We start from the raw sequence: 17399 nt of genomic DNA, 5'->3' as shown, positions 1-17399 counted from the left end.
GAAATCTTTTTTGCTGCCGGATCAGATGCGAATACCGATCGCTTCCATACGTTCTGCAATTGCATCCAGATCTTCTTCGCTGACCATGCTCTTTTCTTCCCAAAGCTCTTTATCCCAGATTTCCACACGATCCTGAACTCCCACAAGGACAACGTCCTTTTCAAGATGTGCCGCTTTCCGAAGTGATGCCGGAACATTTACTCTCCCCTGTTTATCAAATGTTCCTTCTGAAGCGCTTCCAAAGAAATAACGTTTGAATATTCTGGCGTCTTTATTCATGCGTGGCAAGGTTTCCAGTTCTGCGACAAATTTGCTCCATTCTTCCTGGGAATACACAAACAAACAGCCCTCCAGTCCGTTACAGATCACGAAACTGTCTCCCAGATCGTCCCGTAACTTGGCTGGAATAATCAAACGGCCTTTTTCATCAATGCTGTGATTAAACTCCCCTAGTAACATTCAGAACTCCTTTGTAACAAGTGGGTCCCACTTTCTCCCCACTTTATTCCACAATTCACCACTTCCTACCACTTGAAACCATTGTACCCCACCTTTTTCCCTTTTTCAAGCACTTTTTCTCTGTTTTCAGAATTTTCACAGAAAAGTATTCACTTTCTTTTGTAAACGCAATGATTTCCCTATACAAAAAAAACGATACGTTCCCGGCAGGAGCATTTCCCACCGGTACGTATCGTTTTTATTTCTTCTATTTGTTATAATGGTCTCCGTGGACAAAGCACTCAGATCCTTTTTCCACTGACATTAACATCTTCTATTCTGCCAATCCGCCCAGATAAGTATTCAGCGCGTCATAGTTTACAGCCACTACTTCCCGCTCCTGGTTTGCAGTATAAGTATCATACGCCGAATATCCAAGCCATCCAACAAGCGCAAGCGCCGCAAGCGAGAGGACACATTTCCGCATCACATTCATGATACGCTGCTTTTTCATCGCCTGTTTCCGATTTGCTTTTTCTTTTTTATAACGTTCTACCTTTTCCTGACTCATCTTCTTTTCCTCCTAGATCACAACGATGATGCCGCCGTCATTGGCGTACATCGTACTGATTCCCGCCGTATCCACAATAAAGCTGGATTTCACTTCCATCTTTGCAAGAAGCTGCCGCTCGATATCCAATGCCCGCTCCCTGCAGTTACAATGTGCGATGGCAAGAATCTTGGTCTTTGTATTCTCGGCATCTGCCGCCACCTGTTCTACCATCCTTGCCAGTGCGCGCTTCATGCCTCTCGCCTGTCCGATCTGCCGGATCGTCCCCTCCGGAGTCGCTCCCATGACAGGTTTGATGTTCAGAGCCCCCGCAACCAGTGATTTGATGCCGGTAAGTCTTCCATTCTTCCGCAGCGTATCCAGATCTTCCAACACAAAATACGTATTCTGTGTTTCGATATATTCCTCCACGGTTTCAATGACTTTCTCAAACGACATTCCCGCCTCTTCACATTCCCGGATCTTCAATGCGATCAAGGTTTCCCCCACGGATGCGGATCTGGAATTAAAGATATATATGTCCTTATCTCCATACTCTTCCGCATACAAATTCTTCCCAAGCTCCGCACTGTTATAAGATCCGCTTAATTCCGCGGAAAGTGTAACGACGTAAACCCGCTTCGCATCTCCGGAATAACTCTCCATATATCGTTCCGGCGACGGACAGGAAGATTTCAGACATTCACTGCATGCCGCTACTTTTTTCAAAAAATCTGCCTGATCGAATCCGGCGTCATCCACGATCGTTTCCTCTCCCACCTGCATGCTGAGTGCAACAGATTCAAATATGCCTGTCGCTTTCATCTCCGGTGTCAATTCTCCGCAGCTGTCCAAAACGATTTTATATTCCATATCCTTACCTCCAAAACCATATATAATATAGTACACTTCTATTTCATGTAGTTTTTAATACCGCATACAAATATACCATACTTTTTTATTTCTGAAAAGAGTTTTTTTCCATGCCTTGGAGTTTGATCTTCCTCGATACACCCAATGCAATTCCCATCTCCGACATCAGAAACAAAATGGAAGTACCCCCATAACTGATAAACGGAAGTGTCACTCCCGTCGTTGGGATCAGGTTTGTCACAACCGAGATATTCAATACGACTTGAAGTGCAATATGGGCAAATATTCCGGTTGCCAAAAGCGATCCATACAGATCCGGAGCATTTCTTGCAATAAACATCAGACGATAAAGCAAAAGACCAAAAAGCAAAAGGATCACGATCGCTCCGAACACGCCTAATTCTTCACAGACGATCGAGAGGATCATATCATTTTGCACTTCGGGGATCACACCCAGCTTCTGGGTACTGTTTCCCAGACCCTTTCCGAAAAAACCGCCGGATCCGATCGCATACAGCCCCTGCATTACCTGAAATCCACCTGTGTCCGAATGATTTTCCGGATCCAGCCATGTAACGATACGTCGGATTCGGAAGTCATCACTGTTGAGCGCCGTCATCGCCAAAATCTGTACGCCGATCACAACCAGAACCGCTCCCGCCGCAATGATCGCCAAAAAAGGTTTCAGCTTCGGATGAACAACAAAATACAGCACACAGGTGATCGCCATAACGATCACCGCCGTACTTAAATTATCTGTCAGCACAAAAACACCGAGCGCCGCCATGATGCCAAACATAAAAATACGTATCGTACCGTCTTTCGTCTGTACTTTATTTCCCATACGGCATAATTCATAGGAGATAAACAGGATCACCGCGATCTTTGTGATCTCCGACGGCTGCAGTGTCATGTTAAACGGAAGCTGGATCCACCGCCTCGCCCCATAGATCGTCACTCCCAAAGGCGTCTGCACCAATCCCATCATGATCATTGCAAACACAAAAATTTCAAAGGAAAATGCTCCGTAAAAGTGATAATCGATCCGTGACACCAGAAGCATCACGCCGAAACTCACCACTCCGATAAACGCCTGTTTTGAAAAATAAAACATGTCATTGTTAAAATCTGCCTGTGCGCTGTAAGCACTTGTACTGTACAGCATGACAAGACCAAAACACATCAAAAAGATGATCACGAGCAGCAGGTCAAAATCAAAATATTGTGTATTTCCTCTGATAAATATTTTGTCCAGTCCCGATCTTTTCTTTCTCCGCTTCTTTTCCTCCCTGCCGTCTCTTTTATTTGCACGCCGCTGAATCGGCTGCACTGTTCTGCTTCTCATAGAATCTCCCCTGTCCGTTTGCCTACTTCACAGCCGCATTCGGATGTACCGGCTTTCCATGCCCGAAAAACCGGTCATACCATACAAGGAAGATATAGACTGCCCAGATCTTCCGGCTGTTGTCTGTTTTCTCATTGGAATTCTTCCCGTTTTTATGGTCATCAAGCATTTTCACAAGCAGCTCCGTATTAAAGTATTGCTTCGCCGCCTCCGATGTGAACATTTTTTTCACGATCTGATAATACTTTTCCTCCCGAAGCCATACACGGATCGGAATCGGAAATCCCAGCTTTTTCTTTTCCGCCGTTTTGCTTCGGATCACGCGCTCCGCAGCTCCCCGAAGCGCCACCTTCGTCTTCGGCGCGCGTACTTTATAGTCCAGCGGCAGTGTTTCCGCCAGTTCCAGTACTTTTTTATCCAGGAACGGCACGCGCACTTCCAGCGAATTGGCCATTCCCATCTTGTCGCCTTTCATCAGGATATCATGCACCAGCCAGAGATGCATATCCACATACTGCATCTTTGTCACCGGATCTTTCCCTTTTACCCGATCGTACAACGGCTTTGTCAGTTTTTGGATTCCCGGCTCACATCCTCTTTTCAGAATCCGGTTTGCCTCACGTTCCGTAAAAATATTCGTCGCATTTGCAAAATATCGTTCTTCCAATGTCTTACCGTGACGCATCAGGAAACCTCTGCCTTTCATCCCTCTCGGCAGACAGTATTCCGCAAACTTCCCGAGCATTCTCCGGATCCCCATCGGGATCTTATCAAATCCGGTATGCTGGAGCGGTTCACAGTAAATATTATAGCCGCCGAACAATTCATCCGAACCCTCTCCCGACAGCACGACTTTTACTTTCTTCGCCGCTTCCCTGCTCAAAAAATAAAGTGCGACCGCCGCCGGATCCGCCACCGGTTCATCCATATAATACTGTACATCCGACAGACTTGCCCAATATTCTTCCGGTGTGATCACTTTCGCATCATTCTGCATCCGGATACTCTCCGCAAATTCTTTCGCATCCTGTATCTCGCTATATTTTCCCTCTTCAAATCCCACAGTAAACGTATGATCGACCTGTCCTAAATATGTCAGATAACTGGAATCCACACCACTTGAAAGATAAGACGCAACTTCCACATCGCTGATCTTGTGCATCTCAACCGATTCTTTCATCACCTTTTCGATCTCGTCCACAACTTCCTCGAAACTTTTTGTACTATCCCCGGTAAACTCAGGCTCGAAATATCGCGTGATCTCCATTTTCCCGTTTTCATAGGTAAAATAATGTCCCGGCTGCAGGCAGAACACTCCCTTAAAAAATGTCTCATCAGACGGCACAAATTGAAACGAAAGATAATTCCCCAGCGCATCCTCATTAAAAATCTTATCAAATTTCGGATGCTCCAAAAAAGATTTAATCTCTGAACCAAACAGAAGCGTCTGGTTCATCTGCGCAAAATAAAGCGGTTTGATCCCGAAAATGTCCCGGGCTGCAAATAATTTTTTCTTTTTTATATCCCAGATCGCAAATGCATACATCCCACGCAAACGATCCACGAGTTTTTCGCCCCATTCTTCAAATCCGTGTACAAGCGTCTCGGAATCCGTATTGGACGCAAATACATGTCCCGCTTCCACAAGCTCTTTCCGAAGTTCCTGATAGTTATAAATCTCACCGTTGAACACAAGAACCAACGTTTTATCTTCATTATATAATGGCTGATCACCGACTTCCGAAAGATCAATAATACTCAGACGCCGAAATCCCAACGCTGCATCTTCATCCACATATCTCCCCTCACTGTCAGGTCCACGATGCACGATCGTATTCATCATATCTGTCAGCACCTGATTCCTGTTTTCAACTTCGCCGACAAATCCTGCAAATCCACACATAAAAAACTCCTTTTCCATATAATCAGTCGTTGTCATGTGCCCAGTATCTAATAATCCATCATTTCCACAGATACGAAAAGCACTTTTGTTGTACTAAAAAGGCAGGTTCTCTTCCCATAACATTCTCCGGGAAATAAAACCTGTCCTATATTATATCTGTTTTCCTGATTAAAAACAACGGTTTCGATGTATTTTAAATACGTCTGTTTTATTTCGTCCGTTTATCTGCAGACTATTTTGGCATGAATCGTTTGGTTTTCGGAAGCCAGAACTGTACAAGAGGTCCCGTCAAAAATACTGCCACGATCGTCCCAGCCCCGACAGTTCCGCCGAGGAAACAGCCGAGAAGAACAAAAAACAGGTCACATCCGACACGCACCCAACGGAATTCCACCGCCGGGATTTTATCCGATAAAATGATCGCGATCAGATCATTGGGACCGGTACCTGCATTACTGTTGATCACGATGGACATCCCGAGCGCCAAAACCACACAGCCGACCAGCATACTGCCGATCCGGATCGGCATTCCCGCATCCGCATTGATCCCCGCTCCCAGCATCCATGTAAACAGATCGATGATCGGTCCGCCTAAAAACGCACACACAACGGTTCCCGGCTTTACATATCCCTTGGTCGTCATCAACATGACTACCATCAAAATACAGAGAACGATCGCATGGACGGTCCCGACACTTAAATGCACCGTTCTGGAAAGCCCCTGTATAAAAACGGTAAATGTATCGGTTCCAAGATCGGACAATAAAAATAAAGTCACTCCCAAATGCGCCACTGCCAGTCCAAACAACAAAGCAAGAAGCGCCCTGATCCAGTCAGCCGCACTTCTTCCCGATGTATCCGCTGCAAATGTTTCCTTTTTACTTTCTTTATTCATATTTTGTCCGACTCCTTTTTTCTCGTACACTACCGCTATAATTTATTTTATTATAGTTGATAAAACAAAAAAAGAAAAGAGGACATCAGGAAATTGCTCGAAATTCAGGTTTACAGGTGATTTTCAATCGGGAACTTTACTTTTTCTGAAATGTCAGTTATAATGAATTCGTTATCGGGGTGTGGCTCAGTTTGGTTAGAGCGCACGGCTGGGGGCCGTGAGGTCGCAGGTTCGAATCCTGTCACCCCGATTTTCGGAAACTAAGAATAGCGTCGATGTGCAAGGGGAAACACGCCTCCTTGTACACCGACGCTAGAATATCTTTTTATCCTAAAGAAAAGGCATGCCTCATAGGAATTTGGCATGCCTTTTGCTATATTCTATCGGATTTTTTACTATTTATGCTGCGGGCAGTCACAGGTTTGGCGAATGTCAAATTCCGGGTTGATCGCATAGAAGTTTTTGCTGTCGAGATGCTCCTGTACGATTCTCAAACTTTCACCAAAACGCTGATAATGCACGATCTCACGTTTTCTAAGGAAGCGGATCGGATCACATATTTCAGGATCTTTCACAAGCCGCAGGATATTATCATAAGTGGTCCGGGCCTTTTGTTCCGCAGCCATATCTTCATGAAGATCTGTAATCGGATCTCCTTTGGATTGAAAATAGGTTGCCGTCCAAGGTGCACCGCTGGCAGCCTGTGGCCAGAGGGCAAGCGTATGGTCAACATAATATTTATCAAAACCGTATTTTTCGATTTCTTCCGGTGTCAGATTGCGTGTTAATTGATGAACGATCGCACATATCATTTCGAGGTGGGCTAATTCTTCCGTGCCGATATCGGTAAGTGTTCCGGTGACTTCGTTATATGGCATTGTATATCTTTGAGCCAGATAACGCATAGAGGCGGCAAGTTCGCCGTCAGGTCCGCCGAATTGCGTGATGATGATCTGCGCGATCTTTGGATTTGTCTGTGTGATTTTAACGGGATACTGTAAGCGTTTTTCATAATTCCACATAAATCAACATCCTCCTTCCTGCCACGGCCATGGTGCGTCAATCCAATCCCATTGTTCTTCACAGGACAGGGAGGCGGTATCGATTGTCAATGGTCCATAATGCTTTGCATATTCTTTTAAAGCTTCGTTACGAATACGGCTGTATTCCTGAAAATAAACCAATGCTTCATCATCCCAGGGATGAGTGTTGAGATATAGTTTTACATCATCAACGGCAAAACTGGCTTCGTTAATCTGATTTAACAATTCTTTTCTGCAAGGGCATTCACTCATCGATTGCATCCTCCTTTCCCATGGAACGGTTTATCCAGTTCACGGAAAATAGTTCCTCGTTGAAATCCGTCGCATACATCGTAGATTTCCTGCCATCTCTGCCAAGGAACATATGCCATAGCAAGAGGCATTTCCCATAATGGATCTTTGGAGCAGTGGCAGTGATGTTCTTTATGAACATGTACCTTACAATTTTCGGGAAGATGTTCCACACGATCGATACGTTCTCTGCAATCAGAGAAAGGACGTGTCACCTGAGATTCTTGCGGTCTTGGGCATTCCTGCTGAACCGGACGCGGATTCTGACGTACGGAACCACACGTATTACAGGTACTCCTCTGTGTATACATCGGAGTCTGGCGTCCATATCGCATAGGATTCTGACAATTTGCCATTCGATAAAAACTCCTTTCGGTATTGTTTACACTACTTATATTATGGAAAATATTGAGAAAGTGTTCCACTAAAAGCACCTCCCACACCCAAAAACAGGGCAGCCGACCGACTATCGGTCTGCTGCCCTGTTTTCTGTCCCACTTCTGCAAAATGGCTTTCTTTGTTTTTTTAACTTTTCACTACATTCTACTGAAATGTAGTCTTATCCGCATAATTCACTGCAATATAACTTTTACCACGGTTGATTGTTAATTCCTCTCCGTTCTCATCGTAGAATTTCAAACGGGAAGATTCTTTTCCTCCGTCTTTTTCCCAACTGATTTTCTGTACGGCGCCATTTGAAATATAATAACCTGTGGAATTTTTTCCGCCCATCACTTCAATTCTTTTATGCCCGATTTCATCCCTTACGGAAATTTCTGTTTCCAAAACAAATACATTTGTAAATGCAAGCTGATTCTGTGTATTGCCATCGACCTGCGCATTTCCATTGATCTGCTTCAGATATACATTTCTTTCCGGATCATATGTAAGCGTTGCGGTCTGTGCGCCAAAATTAATATCTACCTGATCACATGCTTCGCCATCCGGTTTTACCTGTTCATCCAAACCATGGAATTTGAATGCAGTATCTCGTTTATCTTCTTCGAGATCGGTTCGGATTCCGTTTTTCTGTACGACATCTGCAAACATCGTGCCGTCAAAGTATGCTGTATGCTCCAGGTCATATCCCGCATCCAAGCGAGCCTGATCTCTTCCGAACATTCCGTTTCCGTCAGACATTCCATCGAATTGATCCAGATCCAGCGTTTTCAAATAATCTCCGATACTGTCATCAATTCCCCAGTTTACATAAAATGCATCGAATCCCTCGGAAAATACCGGGAAATAATAACGACAACTCCGAACCGCACACACTTTCGGCACAGCAGTATAGTCGGCATACAACGCCATAAATCGTGTTACATCTCCCTCCACCGGGATTTCAAAGATCAGATCCGCTTCCTCCACACCATACTGCGGCATTGCCGGCATTACATTATTCACCATAACGGCTACCGGTCGTTTTCCGATCGCCGCATCTGACAAATCCGGGATTCCTGTCAAAAGGTTCTGATTCGCCGGAATCTCTTCCTCCGAAACCGGCTCGTCCTGTTTCGGCTCCTCTTTCGTCTCTTTCACTGCTTCTTGCTTCGTCTCCGGCTCGTTTGCAGGCTCTTCTTTTTTACATGCTGCGAGACTCAATGCTACGACCCCCAGCAGCACCAGTACTTTTAACTTCTTCATATTCTGCCTCCTCCTTGTACTCCAATACTACATTTATCGTATCACACCAAATTTTGAAATTCAATTCTTCACCGGAATTTTATTACAATTTTCCTACAATTTTGTTAAGGAATCCAAACACCTGAACTGTTCACATAACTTCCGTCAATCCATGTATCCGTCATCATCTTTCCGGATGCATCCATATAATAGCAGCTTCCGTCAATCCAATGCCAGCCCTTTGAAAGCATTGCTCCGCTTTCATTCAAATAGTACCATGCATCCCCGATAAATTTCCATCCGGTCTGCATCCAGCCGGATTCATCAAAATAATACCAGTCTCCGCCTATAATTTCCCACTGTGCTTTTGGAAATCCACCGGCATCGTACAGATACCACCATAAACTTCCTGACTGCATCCACTGTCCGATACTGTAATTGGGGATCCATATTCCCGATGCATTTACATAGGATTTCTCAATCCATGTATTAGCCGCCATCTGACCGGATCCATACATATAGTAACAGCTTCCATCGATCCAATACCAGCCATTCGAGAGCATTGCTCCGCTTTCGCTTAAGTAATACCAACTGTTATTTTGATTCAGCCATCCGGTCTGCATCCAGCCCGCCGCATCAAAATAATACCAACTTCCGTCGATCAGCCCCCATTCCGAAACCGGGTAGCTTCCGTCATCGTGACGATACCACCAGCTTCCGTTATCATTTACCCAATGTTTCGGTGCATATTCCGGTCTCCAAACGCCCGATTCATCCACATAAAAATCTCCGATCCATGTATCGGTGGCAAGCGCTCCGTGAAAATACATATAATAATAGTTTCCATCGATCTGATGCCATCCGCCAGGAAGCATCGCGCCGTCTTTTTCCATATAAAACCAACTGTCATCCACATAGATCCAGCCGGTTAAAATCTCTCCGCTCTTCCGGTCGGCATAATACCAATGTCCGTCTTGTAAAAACCATCCCTCCATTTGGATCCAACCGTTCTCATCCGCATAATATTTCTTATCATTTACCGTGATCCATTCCGATCGAACTGCACAGGAAGAATCGGAAAAATAGGCTTTCTTTTTATCATACCTCTCCGACCATCCCGTCATTTTTTCCGGAAATCCTTTCCGGTAATTGATAATTTCCCGCTTTTCCTGAAACCATGCCGGAACATTTATCTCTGCTGGAACATTATCCGAAAGCGCTTCATCCATAGAAATGACGATTGCATCCATATAAGGCTCATAAAGTGCCGTCGCATACATCGGAACACCATTTTGGCTTAATTCTTTCAAAATTGTATAAGTACTTCTTGTCCCGACAGTAGAAACCGCCTGAACGTTACCGGGAAGTATCAGAAGATCCGGACTCAGTGCGTCCATATATCCTGGTGTATTGGAACCATAAAATCCATGATGCCCCATACACAATAAATCCACATGACCTAACTGCCCTGCCAGTGTATTTTCAGCACCTAGTGTATTGTTAATATCTCCGGCAAGAAATGCCGTCTTTCCATTCGCGCTGACTTTTACTCCCAGACTCATATCATTCGCATTGGAGATCATCATATGACTGAAACCATAATTCATGATTTCCACCGTCATATCATTTCCCAGTGTAAACACAGGGGAATGAATGCCGGAAAGATCTTCTGTGGAAAAATCCTGAATCAATTCCGCGCCGACTTCCCTGGCAGCTGCCACTGCTCTGTCATAAATATATTGATTATCCATATATTGGATCGGACTCGAAATATATTGATCGCTATATTCCTGAAGATAAACCCTTTCCGGTCGGAATTCGCGGATCACTTCATCTGCTGTCCCGATATGATCGCTGTGTGCATGTGTTCCGATATAAAACTCGAAATTTTCTGTATTTACCCCGACCGAGTATAAATACGCAATCACATCGTCCTCCCATCCGTCTATCATTGAAATCCCCGGGTTCTGCGGATAATTTGGATCACTTCCGTCCGGATAATCACTGTCTTCACCGGAATCCACCATTCCAAATCTTCCGTTGCATTCGAGAAGTATCGCTGTCGTATTCTCCGGCAATGTCAAAAAATGAATTTTAGCATTCCCCCCTGCCGCCTGTACCGTTTGTGCGGCGCTATTCCACGCGAAAAAGCAAAATAATCCAATTAAAAAAATCCATTGGAAAAATTTATATTTCCGCCGTCTCTTTTGATTTTCTATTGCCAACGCATCTGCCACCTTTCTTTCAAATCGTATCTGTTTCTTTTCCCACTTTTCTTGAAAAGGAAAAAGGCAAGGCACTCCCGCCCTGCCTTTTTAATCTTTAATATACCCAGGCACCGCTGGAATTTACATAACATCCGTCAATCCATGTATCGACAGCCATATTCCCTGTGGAATCAAAATAATAACATTCTCCGTCAATCCATTTCCACATATTTTTTTGGATCACGCCGGCGTCATCTGCATAACACCAGGCGTCGCCTTTCCAGATCCAGCCGTACAAAGTTTCTCCGGACGGAGCCTGATAATAATCCGCATTGCCTACCGTGATCATTCCGGTCGCCATAGAGCCGTCCGAATACATGAAATACCACTTGTCACGAGCCCAAAGCCATCCCGTATACATCGCTCCGTTTCCGGACAAATAATACCAGCTGTTATTCTGATACAACCAACCGGTCTGCATTACGCCGCTGCCGTTCATATAATACCAGGTTCCGTTTTGATCCAGCCATCCTTTATACATGGAACCGTCATTCTGCATAAAATACCAACTGTGACCATCCAACACCCAGCCTACCTGCATTGCTCCGCTCTGCGAAAAATAGTACCACTGTCCGTTGATCCATCCCCAACCGGTCTGCATCGCTCCGTTTGGCTGCAGATAATACCAGGTACCATTTTGATTTACCCAGCCGGTTTGCATATAGCCGCGTTCATCAAACAGATACCATTTTCCTTTGATCATCTCCCATGTTCCTGCCGGATACGAGCCGTCGCTTCTTAACCACCACCAGCCGGAAGCGTCCTGGATCCACTGTCCGCTTTTTCCCAATTTGATCACCGTGATCGCATCACAAAATGCTCCCGGCGACACTTTACTTGTCAGATTACACATCCACGATTCTCCCGTATATGCATTGGATCCAAAGGAATGCCACCAACGGTTGGGAGACGCTTCGTCCACCCACGGATAAGCATGCGGCTGTCCGTCAAAATATGTGCCGATATAAATTCCGATATGATGATTCGGGCTGCTTCCCGCTGCGATTCCGGTGCCGGTCATACCTGCACTGTTGTCCCATAACCAGATCACATCCCCCGGCTCAATATACCCGTCATTTACAATATCCATCACAAACTGATCGAACTCCGCCGCCGTATTGTTATCTCCGTAATATGTCCGATATTCAACCTGATTATTCTGAAGATAACTGCCCCATGCTCCGGCTCCCATACCGCCAAGCGACGGGATTGTTGCATACGCGGTATCATGATCCATCCCACTCGCTTTGTACATCACATGCCAGACGAATCCTGTACAGTTCATCACAGCGCTTCCCGGTATATCTGTCTGTCCGTTCGCTCCCTGACAATCCCCTGCCGGATTTCGATTATCCCCGTCGTTCGGCGCCGCAACACTGTGGATCGTTCCAAGATAATAATTGTCATTGGTATGCTGTCCCAGCCATCCAAGCACTTCATTATATCCGGTTCCCCACAGATCTTCCAGATGATTTCCGCCCTCATTATATGTAACTCCGTAAGCCGCCTGTGCCACTGCTGCATCCATACCGGAAAACAGGCAAGCTGCTGCCATACCGATCACCGCACCGCCTGCAAACTTTAAACTTTTTCCTCTCATATTCTTTCCTGCACTCCATGTTTCTTATTTTTATACTTTTATTTTTCCGGAATCCAGAGTCCGTCTCCGCCGACATAGTATCCATCCGGAGTCCATCTGTCCGTATACATTGCTCCGTTGTCGCCGACATAATAATTGGAGATCCAGCAATTTTTCAGCATCGCCCCATTTTCCTGCAGATAGTACCAAGCTGCACCATCCCAGATCCAGCCGGTTTCCATATATCCCTGCGCATCAAAATGATACCAGTCATTTCCGATCATTTCCCAGCATGCTGCCGGATAACCGCCCGCAGGATAAGAATACCACCAGCCGTTTTCATTCAGATACCATGTACCGGGAACCTGCCATTTTCCGTCACTTTCCAGATAAAAACCATCTACCCATGTATCCGCTGCCATCGCACCGTTCGCATTCAAGTAATACCAGTCATTTCCAAGCTGTATCCAGCCGGTCGCCATACTTCCGTCCGCATTCAGATAATACCACTCACTTCCAAGCTGTACCCAACCGGTCGCCATGCTTCCGTCCGTTGTAAGATAATACCACTTTCCACCCAACTGCAGCCAAGTCAGACTCTCCATATATGTATCCGCTCCCACATAATACCATTTTCCGCTGTCTGATACCCATTGCGAAGTCAGAGCACGTCCATTCTGAAAATATTGCCATGACACACCGTCGTTATGCCATCCATCTGCAATATTGCCGCCTTCTCCGGCATTTTCATTTCCGGAGTGATTGCCCGAATTATTATTTTGATTATTATTTTGATCACTGTTTTCGGAATTTCCGTCTCCCGGATTTGACGGCTTGTCCTCTCCACCAAGCTGTGCTCCGTCTAAATAAACATATCCGATAAATGCTCCGGTACCTCCACGATCCGACTCCAATTCTTTCTGTGTCATTGTCTGGATGATCGTATATCCATGCTCTTTTCCTGCCGGTCCCCATCCGCCCTCGCTTATGGTGATCTCGTCTCCGTCAACCTGTTCCACAACAGCTACATGCCCCGTATAACATGCCAATGCTTTCGCATGCGGTTTCTGACCACGCGTATACCCATAATTGTCATACCATGTATGATACCAATTCATCCCGTCAAAAATCGGTGTATCGTTCCCCGTCAGCTCACTAGCCCGGGCTGATGCAAACCAGGCGCATCCCTCCGGTCCATACGCATAGCTTCCATAAGACTTCTTGGCGTAGTTCTTATAAACCGCTCCATGAATATCAATGGAAATCCCATTTGTTCCATTTCCCAAAATTCCTTTCGGCGCTTTTTCATCTTCTGTCTTTTCCGCCACAGCCTGCGGATCCGCCGCCATAACAATATTCATATTGGAAAATGTCAACGCACCTGCTGCCAACAGGCATACCATGCTTTTTCCGATTCGTTTATATTCCCACATTTTCTGCATTCGTTCCTCCTCGTGTACTTTTATCTTTCCACTTTCTGCAGCGTCAGCGTATAAATGGGAAAACAATCCATTGCATACTGACACCACTTGTCAAACATATCTATCATAACATAAAATGTTTTCTGCTTCAACAAATCAAATCAACACATCGCCGCTTGTCTTCCAGATTTGGATGTACATATAAATTCAATGTCAGATTTACCGAAGCATGCCCTAAAAGTTCACTCACTATTTTATAATCTGCTCCATTCTCAATACACCTTGTTGCAAACGTATGCCGCAGCGCATGAAATTTGATTGGTTTCACCTGATAACGTTCCATAAAATCCCGGTAATGCTTTCGATACAACCTCGGTTCGATATAGGTATCTTTTCCCGTCAACACATAACAATCCCCTCTTTTTTCTCCGATCTCGGAAAACAATCCAAACAAAATATTTGAGATCGGCACTTCTCGTATTGACTTTTCTGATTTTGGAGACGTGATGATCACCTTGGAAATCCCTCTTCCCGCATCTGTTTTCAGATAAATACGCTGCAGCGTCTTGTTGATCCGAATCATCCGGTTCTGCAGATCAATATCATTCCATTGAAGCGCGCACAGTTCTCCGATCCGTATTCCCGTACATAACGAAATCGCATATCCCAGTGTTTCATTCCCAAGATTTTCCCGGATCAGCCGCATCACAAAATCCTGCTGTTCTCTTGACCACACTTCAATCTCATTACTTCTGTTTTGTACCGGATATTTCACCGTTCTGCTTTTGCTGTCCAATTCGTAAAACTCTTCATAATCTTTCAGGCACATTTTTAAAATCACAACCATATCCTTGATCGTCTTTACTGCCAGTCCTCCGCACTGGTTTCTTCGACCGGATTTCGACCACATCAGTATTGTTTTTTGAATGACCCGATTTGAGATTTCTTCGATTTTCATTCCCTGAAATGCCGGAATAATGTGGTTCGCCATCGCCGTCAGATAATTCGCATATGTGGATTCCTTTACAAACTCTTTCTTGTAATTCAGCCAGATCGCTCCCCAATCTTCAAATTTTAACTCTTCCCTTTTCATTTTTCACACTCCTGTTTTTGCATTCCAGTATAACATCCCTGTACCCAATACATACAATGAGATCCGGCTGATTTTTTATGATAAAGATGAAACTTTCCGCATATACATATATATTATAATTAAGATTTCGCAGGAGGATCCTTATGGTTTTCAATAATTTTTATCACTATACACAGCGAGGCTGGACTGTTGTTATTTTACCGGATTTTCCAAAATGAGAGGGGAAAAATTTACAAAAGATAATGTAAGCAAAAGAATGCCGTTCCCGGCGTCAGTGTGCACCGACGTCAGGAACGGCTTTTCTCTCATAAAAATAAGCTTTACCTTTCAACTTGAACCTTACATTGTTTCTTATAACACGCAATTCCATATTTCAATATTTTCCGGATTCCGTTCTCCTTAAATCTCTCATCATACTTCTTAGACGAAATCTGTTCTATTGCTCTTTCACATGCAAAATCCAATTTTCCATCCCGGGCATATTTTATTTCAATAATAATCCCAGTCTCTCCATTTTCCGTTTCAATTACAATATCACCGTATCCCTCTCCCATCTCTTTATTCGACTCGACAATCCACTGATCTTTAACACCCAGAATTCCAAGAAGAATACCATGGTAAAAATTTTCTTTCATACCATTTTTAATGTAAGTGTCCCGAATACTGATCGTTTTTTTCAAATATTCCTCAAAGCAGGATTCAACAGTCATTGCATCTCCCTGCTCCAACGCCGCACAAAAACGTTGCAGAAGTATCCCGTCTTTTTGAATATTCTCTTTAAAATATTCCATAATCTGCGTTGCAAAAATTGCACCGATTTCTTTATTCGGTATTGCCAATTTATAACAATCTCCATCCCTTTTATCCCGCTGGGTCAGATAACCTGTTGTAAACAGCACGCTCCAAATATTTTCCATAGACTGATACATATTTTGATAAGTTAATTCCGGATGGATTTCTTTTACGATCACTTCGCCCTCTGTTAACTGTTCGATTTCTCGTTTAACCGTGTTATTTTCAGCTCCCTGTATAAATTTTCTTACAACATCATTACTGCTTGTATTGATCCAGTAATTTTCCGGCTGTGCATTTTTATCCTCCCTCAATTTGGCACAATAACAAACAACATCCCATGGACAATATACATCCACATTTCCAAATCTATAACCATCATACCATTCTTTTATTACATGGTATTTATCAGTACATCTATAATAAGAAAGAAGTTCTTGTACCTCTTCATCTGTAAACCCAAAGTATTCATCAAATTCAACATCGGAAACAGACAGCACCCGCAAATTGTTCAATCCTGTAAAGATGCTTTCTTTGGAAATACGCATACATCCGGTCAACACGGCAAACTTTAAATTTTCATTTCCTTTCAACACCTGATCAAATAAATTACGAATCAAAAAAACCATTTGCTCATAATAACCATTTTCATACGCTTTAGCCAATGGCACGTCATACTCGTCGATCAATAAAATCACAGGCATATCATAATGTCTGGAAAGCAGACGCGTCAATTTTTTCAAACTTCCAAACAACTCTGCTTCACTCATATCTTTCAATAACTTTTGATATTCATTTCTGTTGTACTCTGTAAGCTGTTCACTTTCCATAAGAAACTGCACCTTTTCGGCTGCTTCCGCAATAATCTGCGCAGTCAGTTGAAATGCACTCTCAAAAGAAGCTGCATTTACACTTTTTAAAGAGATCGAAATCACCGGATATTTTCCCATGTATTCTTCGCATAATGTTGTCTCTTTTGCAATCTTTAATCCATGAAATATATCCTGATTTTTTTCGATTGAAAAGAAATTTTCCAGCATACTCATATTCAATGATTTTCCAAATCGCCTCGGGCGTGTGAACAAATTCACTTCTCCCCAATTGTTCAGTAATTCTTTAATTAAACCTGTTTTATCTACATAATAAAAATCATTCAATCGTAACTTTTCAAAATTATCAATTCCAATTGGAAGTTTCTTTTTGTTTTGATGCAATGGGCTTCCCTCCTTTTTGATAAAAGTTTTATGTGTTTTATTCTGCCCCGATATAAATGTATCATAATACTT

At 43.9% G+C, this 17399-nt stretch carries 14 protein-coding genes, 1 tRNA gene and 3 pseudogenes; 1 reads left to right on the top strand and 17 read right to left on the bottom strand.

Translation table 11 applies throughout. The features are described 5' to 3' along the window. Nucleotides 1-21: 21 nt before the first annotated feature. From mraZ to I2H87_RS04010, 6 genes are all read right to left on the bottom strand, one after another. Nucleotides 22-459, bottom strand: coding sequence for a division/cell wall cluster transcriptional repressor MraZ (gene mraZ / locus I2H87_RS04035; RefSeq protein ID WP_009268380.1), 438 nt, complete (start codon nucleotides 457-459; stop codon nucleotides 22-24). Nucleotides 460-772: 313 nt separating this feature from the next. Beyond that, nucleotides 773-1009 carry a hypothetical protein gene (locus tag I2H87_RS04030; RefSeq protein WP_009268381.1) on the bottom strand — a complete coding sequence of 79 codons (237 nt, stop codon included), beginning with the start codon at nucleotides 1007-1009 and terminating at the stop codon, nucleotides 773-775. Between the two features lie 12 nt (nucleotides 1010-1021). Next, entirely contained in the window at nucleotides 1022-1861 is an 840-nt protein-coding gene (locus I2H87_RS04025) for a DegV family protein (RefSeq protein ID WP_009268382.1), read from the bottom strand. Between the two features lie 85 nt (nucleotides 1862-1946). Further along, on the bottom strand, nucleotides 1947-3206 hold the full coding sequence (locus I2H87_RS04020; RefSeq protein WP_022152493.1) for an FtsW/RodA/SpoVE family cell cycle protein: 1260 nt from the start codon (nucleotides 3204-3206) through the stop codon (nucleotides 1947-1949). Nucleotides 3207-3228: 22 nt separating this feature from the next. Further along, nucleotides 3229-5109 (bottom strand): asparagine synthase (glutamine-hydrolyzing), encoded by a 1881-nt coding sequence (gene asnB / locus I2H87_RS04015; protein WP_195609398.1) that lies wholly within the window; start codon nucleotides 5107-5109, stop codon nucleotides 3229-3231. A gap of 232 nt (nucleotides 5110-5341) precedes the next feature. Next, nucleotides 5342-6004 carry a YczE/YyaS/YitT family protein gene (locus tag I2H87_RS04010; RefSeq protein WP_195609397.1) on the bottom strand — a complete coding sequence of 221 codons (663 nt, stop codon included), beginning with the start codon at nucleotides 6002-6004 and terminating at the stop codon, nucleotides 5342-5344. A gap of 175 nt (nucleotides 6005-6179) precedes the next feature. Between I2H87_RS04010 and I2H87_RS04005 the strand changes: the two genes are divergently transcribed. Beyond that, a tRNA-Pro gene (locus tag I2H87_RS04005) sits at nucleotides 6180-6254 on the top strand. Between the two features lie 145 nt (nucleotides 6255-6399). On the opposite strand, the gene I2H87_RS04000 is transcribed toward I2H87_RS04005, so the two are convergent. The 11 genes and pseudogenes from I2H87_RS04000 to I2H87_RS03960 form a co-directional block, all read right to left on the bottom strand. Then, nucleotides 6400-7026: a manganese catalase family protein gene (locus I2H87_RS04000; RefSeq protein ID WP_009268387.1), complete on the bottom strand. Its 627-nt coding sequence runs from the start codon at nucleotides 7024-7026 to the stop codon at nucleotides 6400-6402. Between the two features lie 3 nt (nucleotides 7027-7029). After that, entirely contained in the window at nucleotides 7030-7299 is a 270-nt protein-coding gene (locus I2H87_RS03995; protein ID WP_009268388.1) for a spore coat protein CotJB, read from the bottom strand. Continuing rightward, complete coding sequence (locus tag I2H87_RS13805; RefSeq protein ID WP_009268389.1) at nucleotides 7296-7694, bottom strand: spore coat associated protein CotJA; 399 nt, start codon at nucleotides 7692-7694, stop codon at nucleotides 7296-7298. The genes I2H87_RS03995 and I2H87_RS13805 overlap by 4 nt, the downstream gene beginning before the upstream one ends. Nucleotides 7695-7881: 187 nt before the next feature. Continuing rightward, nucleotides 7882-8982: a DUF3048 domain-containing protein gene (locus tag I2H87_RS03985; RefSeq protein WP_195609396.1), complete on the bottom strand. Its 1101-nt coding sequence runs from the start codon at nucleotides 8980-8982 to the stop codon at nucleotides 7882-7884. A 104-nt stretch (nucleotides 8983-9086) separates the two neighbouring features. Continuing rightward, entirely contained in the window at nucleotides 9087-11186 is a 2100-nt protein-coding gene (locus tag I2H87_RS03980) for a hypothetical protein (RefSeq protein ID WP_195609395.1), read from the bottom strand. A gap of 97 nt (nucleotides 11187-11283) precedes the next feature. Then, nucleotides 11284-12828, bottom strand: a complete 1545-nt coding sequence (locus I2H87_RS03975; protein WP_195609394.1) for an N-acetylmuramoyl-L-alanine amidase family protein — start codon at nucleotides 12826-12828, stop codon at nucleotides 11284-11286. A gap of 38 nt (nucleotides 12829-12866) precedes the next feature. Next, nucleotides 12867-13097, bottom strand: a pseudogene (locus I2H87_RS14155) (CAP domain-containing protein); the annotation flags it as partial. Between the two features lie 90 nt (nucleotides 13098-13187). Beyond that, nucleotides 13188-13430: pseudogene (locus tag I2H87_RS14150) on the bottom strand (choline-binding protein D); the annotation flags it as partial. Next, nucleotides 13422-13736 (bottom strand): annotated as a pseudogene (locus I2H87_RS14145) (hypothetical protein); the annotation flags it as partial. The pseudogenes I2H87_RS14150 and I2H87_RS14145, both read right to left, overlap by 9 nt. A gap of 640 nt (nucleotides 13737-14376) precedes the next feature. Then, entirely contained in the window at nucleotides 14377-15321 is a 945-nt protein-coding gene (locus I2H87_RS03965; RefSeq protein ID WP_009268394.1) for a site-specific integrase, read from the bottom strand. 320 nt (nucleotides 15322-15641) lie between these two features. Next, on the bottom strand, nucleotides 15642-17327 hold the full coding sequence (locus I2H87_RS03960; protein WP_195609392.1) for an AAA family ATPase: 1686 nt from the start codon (nucleotides 17325-17327) through the stop codon (nucleotides 15642-15644). Between the last annotated feature and the right edge of the window lie 72 nt (nucleotides 17328-17399).

This window comes from Mediterraneibacter glycyrrhizinilyticus (genome assembly GCF_015560805.1).
GTDB classification, from domain to species: domain Bacteria; phylum Bacillota; class Clostridia; order Lachnospirales; family Lachnospiraceae; genus Schaedlerella; species Schaedlerella glycyrrhizinilytica_A.
This window is presented reverse-complemented; position numbering and strand designations above follow the sequence as displayed.

Excerpts from the sequence above, each read along its gene's own strand:
- I2H87_RS03965 (WP_009268394.1), bottom strand. The coding sequence starts at position 15,321 with ATGAAAAGGGAAGAGTTAAAATTTGAAGATTGGGGAGCGATCTGGCTG.
- asnB (WP_195609398.1), bottom strand. The coding sequence starts at position 5,109 with ATGTGTGGATTTGCAGGATTTGTCGGCGAAGTTGAAAACAGGAATCAG.
- I2H87_RS04000 (WP_009268387.1), bottom strand. The coding sequence starts at position 7,026 with ATGTGGAATTATGAAAAACGCTTACAGTATCCCGTTAAAATCACACAG.
- I2H87_RS04010 (WP_195609397.1), bottom strand. The coding sequence starts at position 6,004 with ATGAATAAAGAAAGTAAAAAGGAAACATTTGCAGCGGATACATCGGGA.
- I2H87_RS03985 (WP_195609396.1), bottom strand. The coding sequence starts at position 8,982 with ATGAAGAAGTTAAAAGTACTGGTGCTGCTGGGGGTCGTAGCATTGAGT.
- mraZ (WP_009268380.1), bottom strand. The coding sequence starts at position 459 with ATGTTACTAGGGGAGTTTAATCACAGCATTGATGAAAAAGGCCGTTTG.
- I2H87_RS13805 (WP_009268389.1), bottom strand. The coding sequence starts at position 7,694 with ATGGCAAATTGTCAGAATCCTATGCGATATGGACGCCAGACTCCGATG.
- I2H87_RS03995 (WP_009268388.1), bottom strand. The coding sequence starts at position 7,299 with ATGAGTGAATGCCCTTGCAGAAAAGAATTGTTAAATCAGATTAACGAA.
- I2H87_RS04025 (WP_009268382.1), bottom strand. The coding sequence starts at position 1,861 with ATGGAATATAAAATCGTTTTGGACAGCTGCGGAGAATTGACACCGGAG.
- I2H87_RS04020 (WP_022152493.1), bottom strand. The coding sequence starts at position 3,206 with ATGAGAAGCAGAACAGTGCAGCCGATTCAGCGGCGTGCAAATAAAAGA.
- I2H87_RS03975 (WP_195609394.1), bottom strand. The coding sequence starts at position 12,828 with ATGAGAGGAAAAAGTTTAAAGTTTGCAGGCGGTGCGGTGATCGGTATG.
- I2H87_RS04030 (WP_009268381.1), bottom strand. The coding sequence starts at position 1,009 with ATGAGTCAGGAAAAGGTAGAACGTTATAAAAAAGAAAAAGCAAATCGG.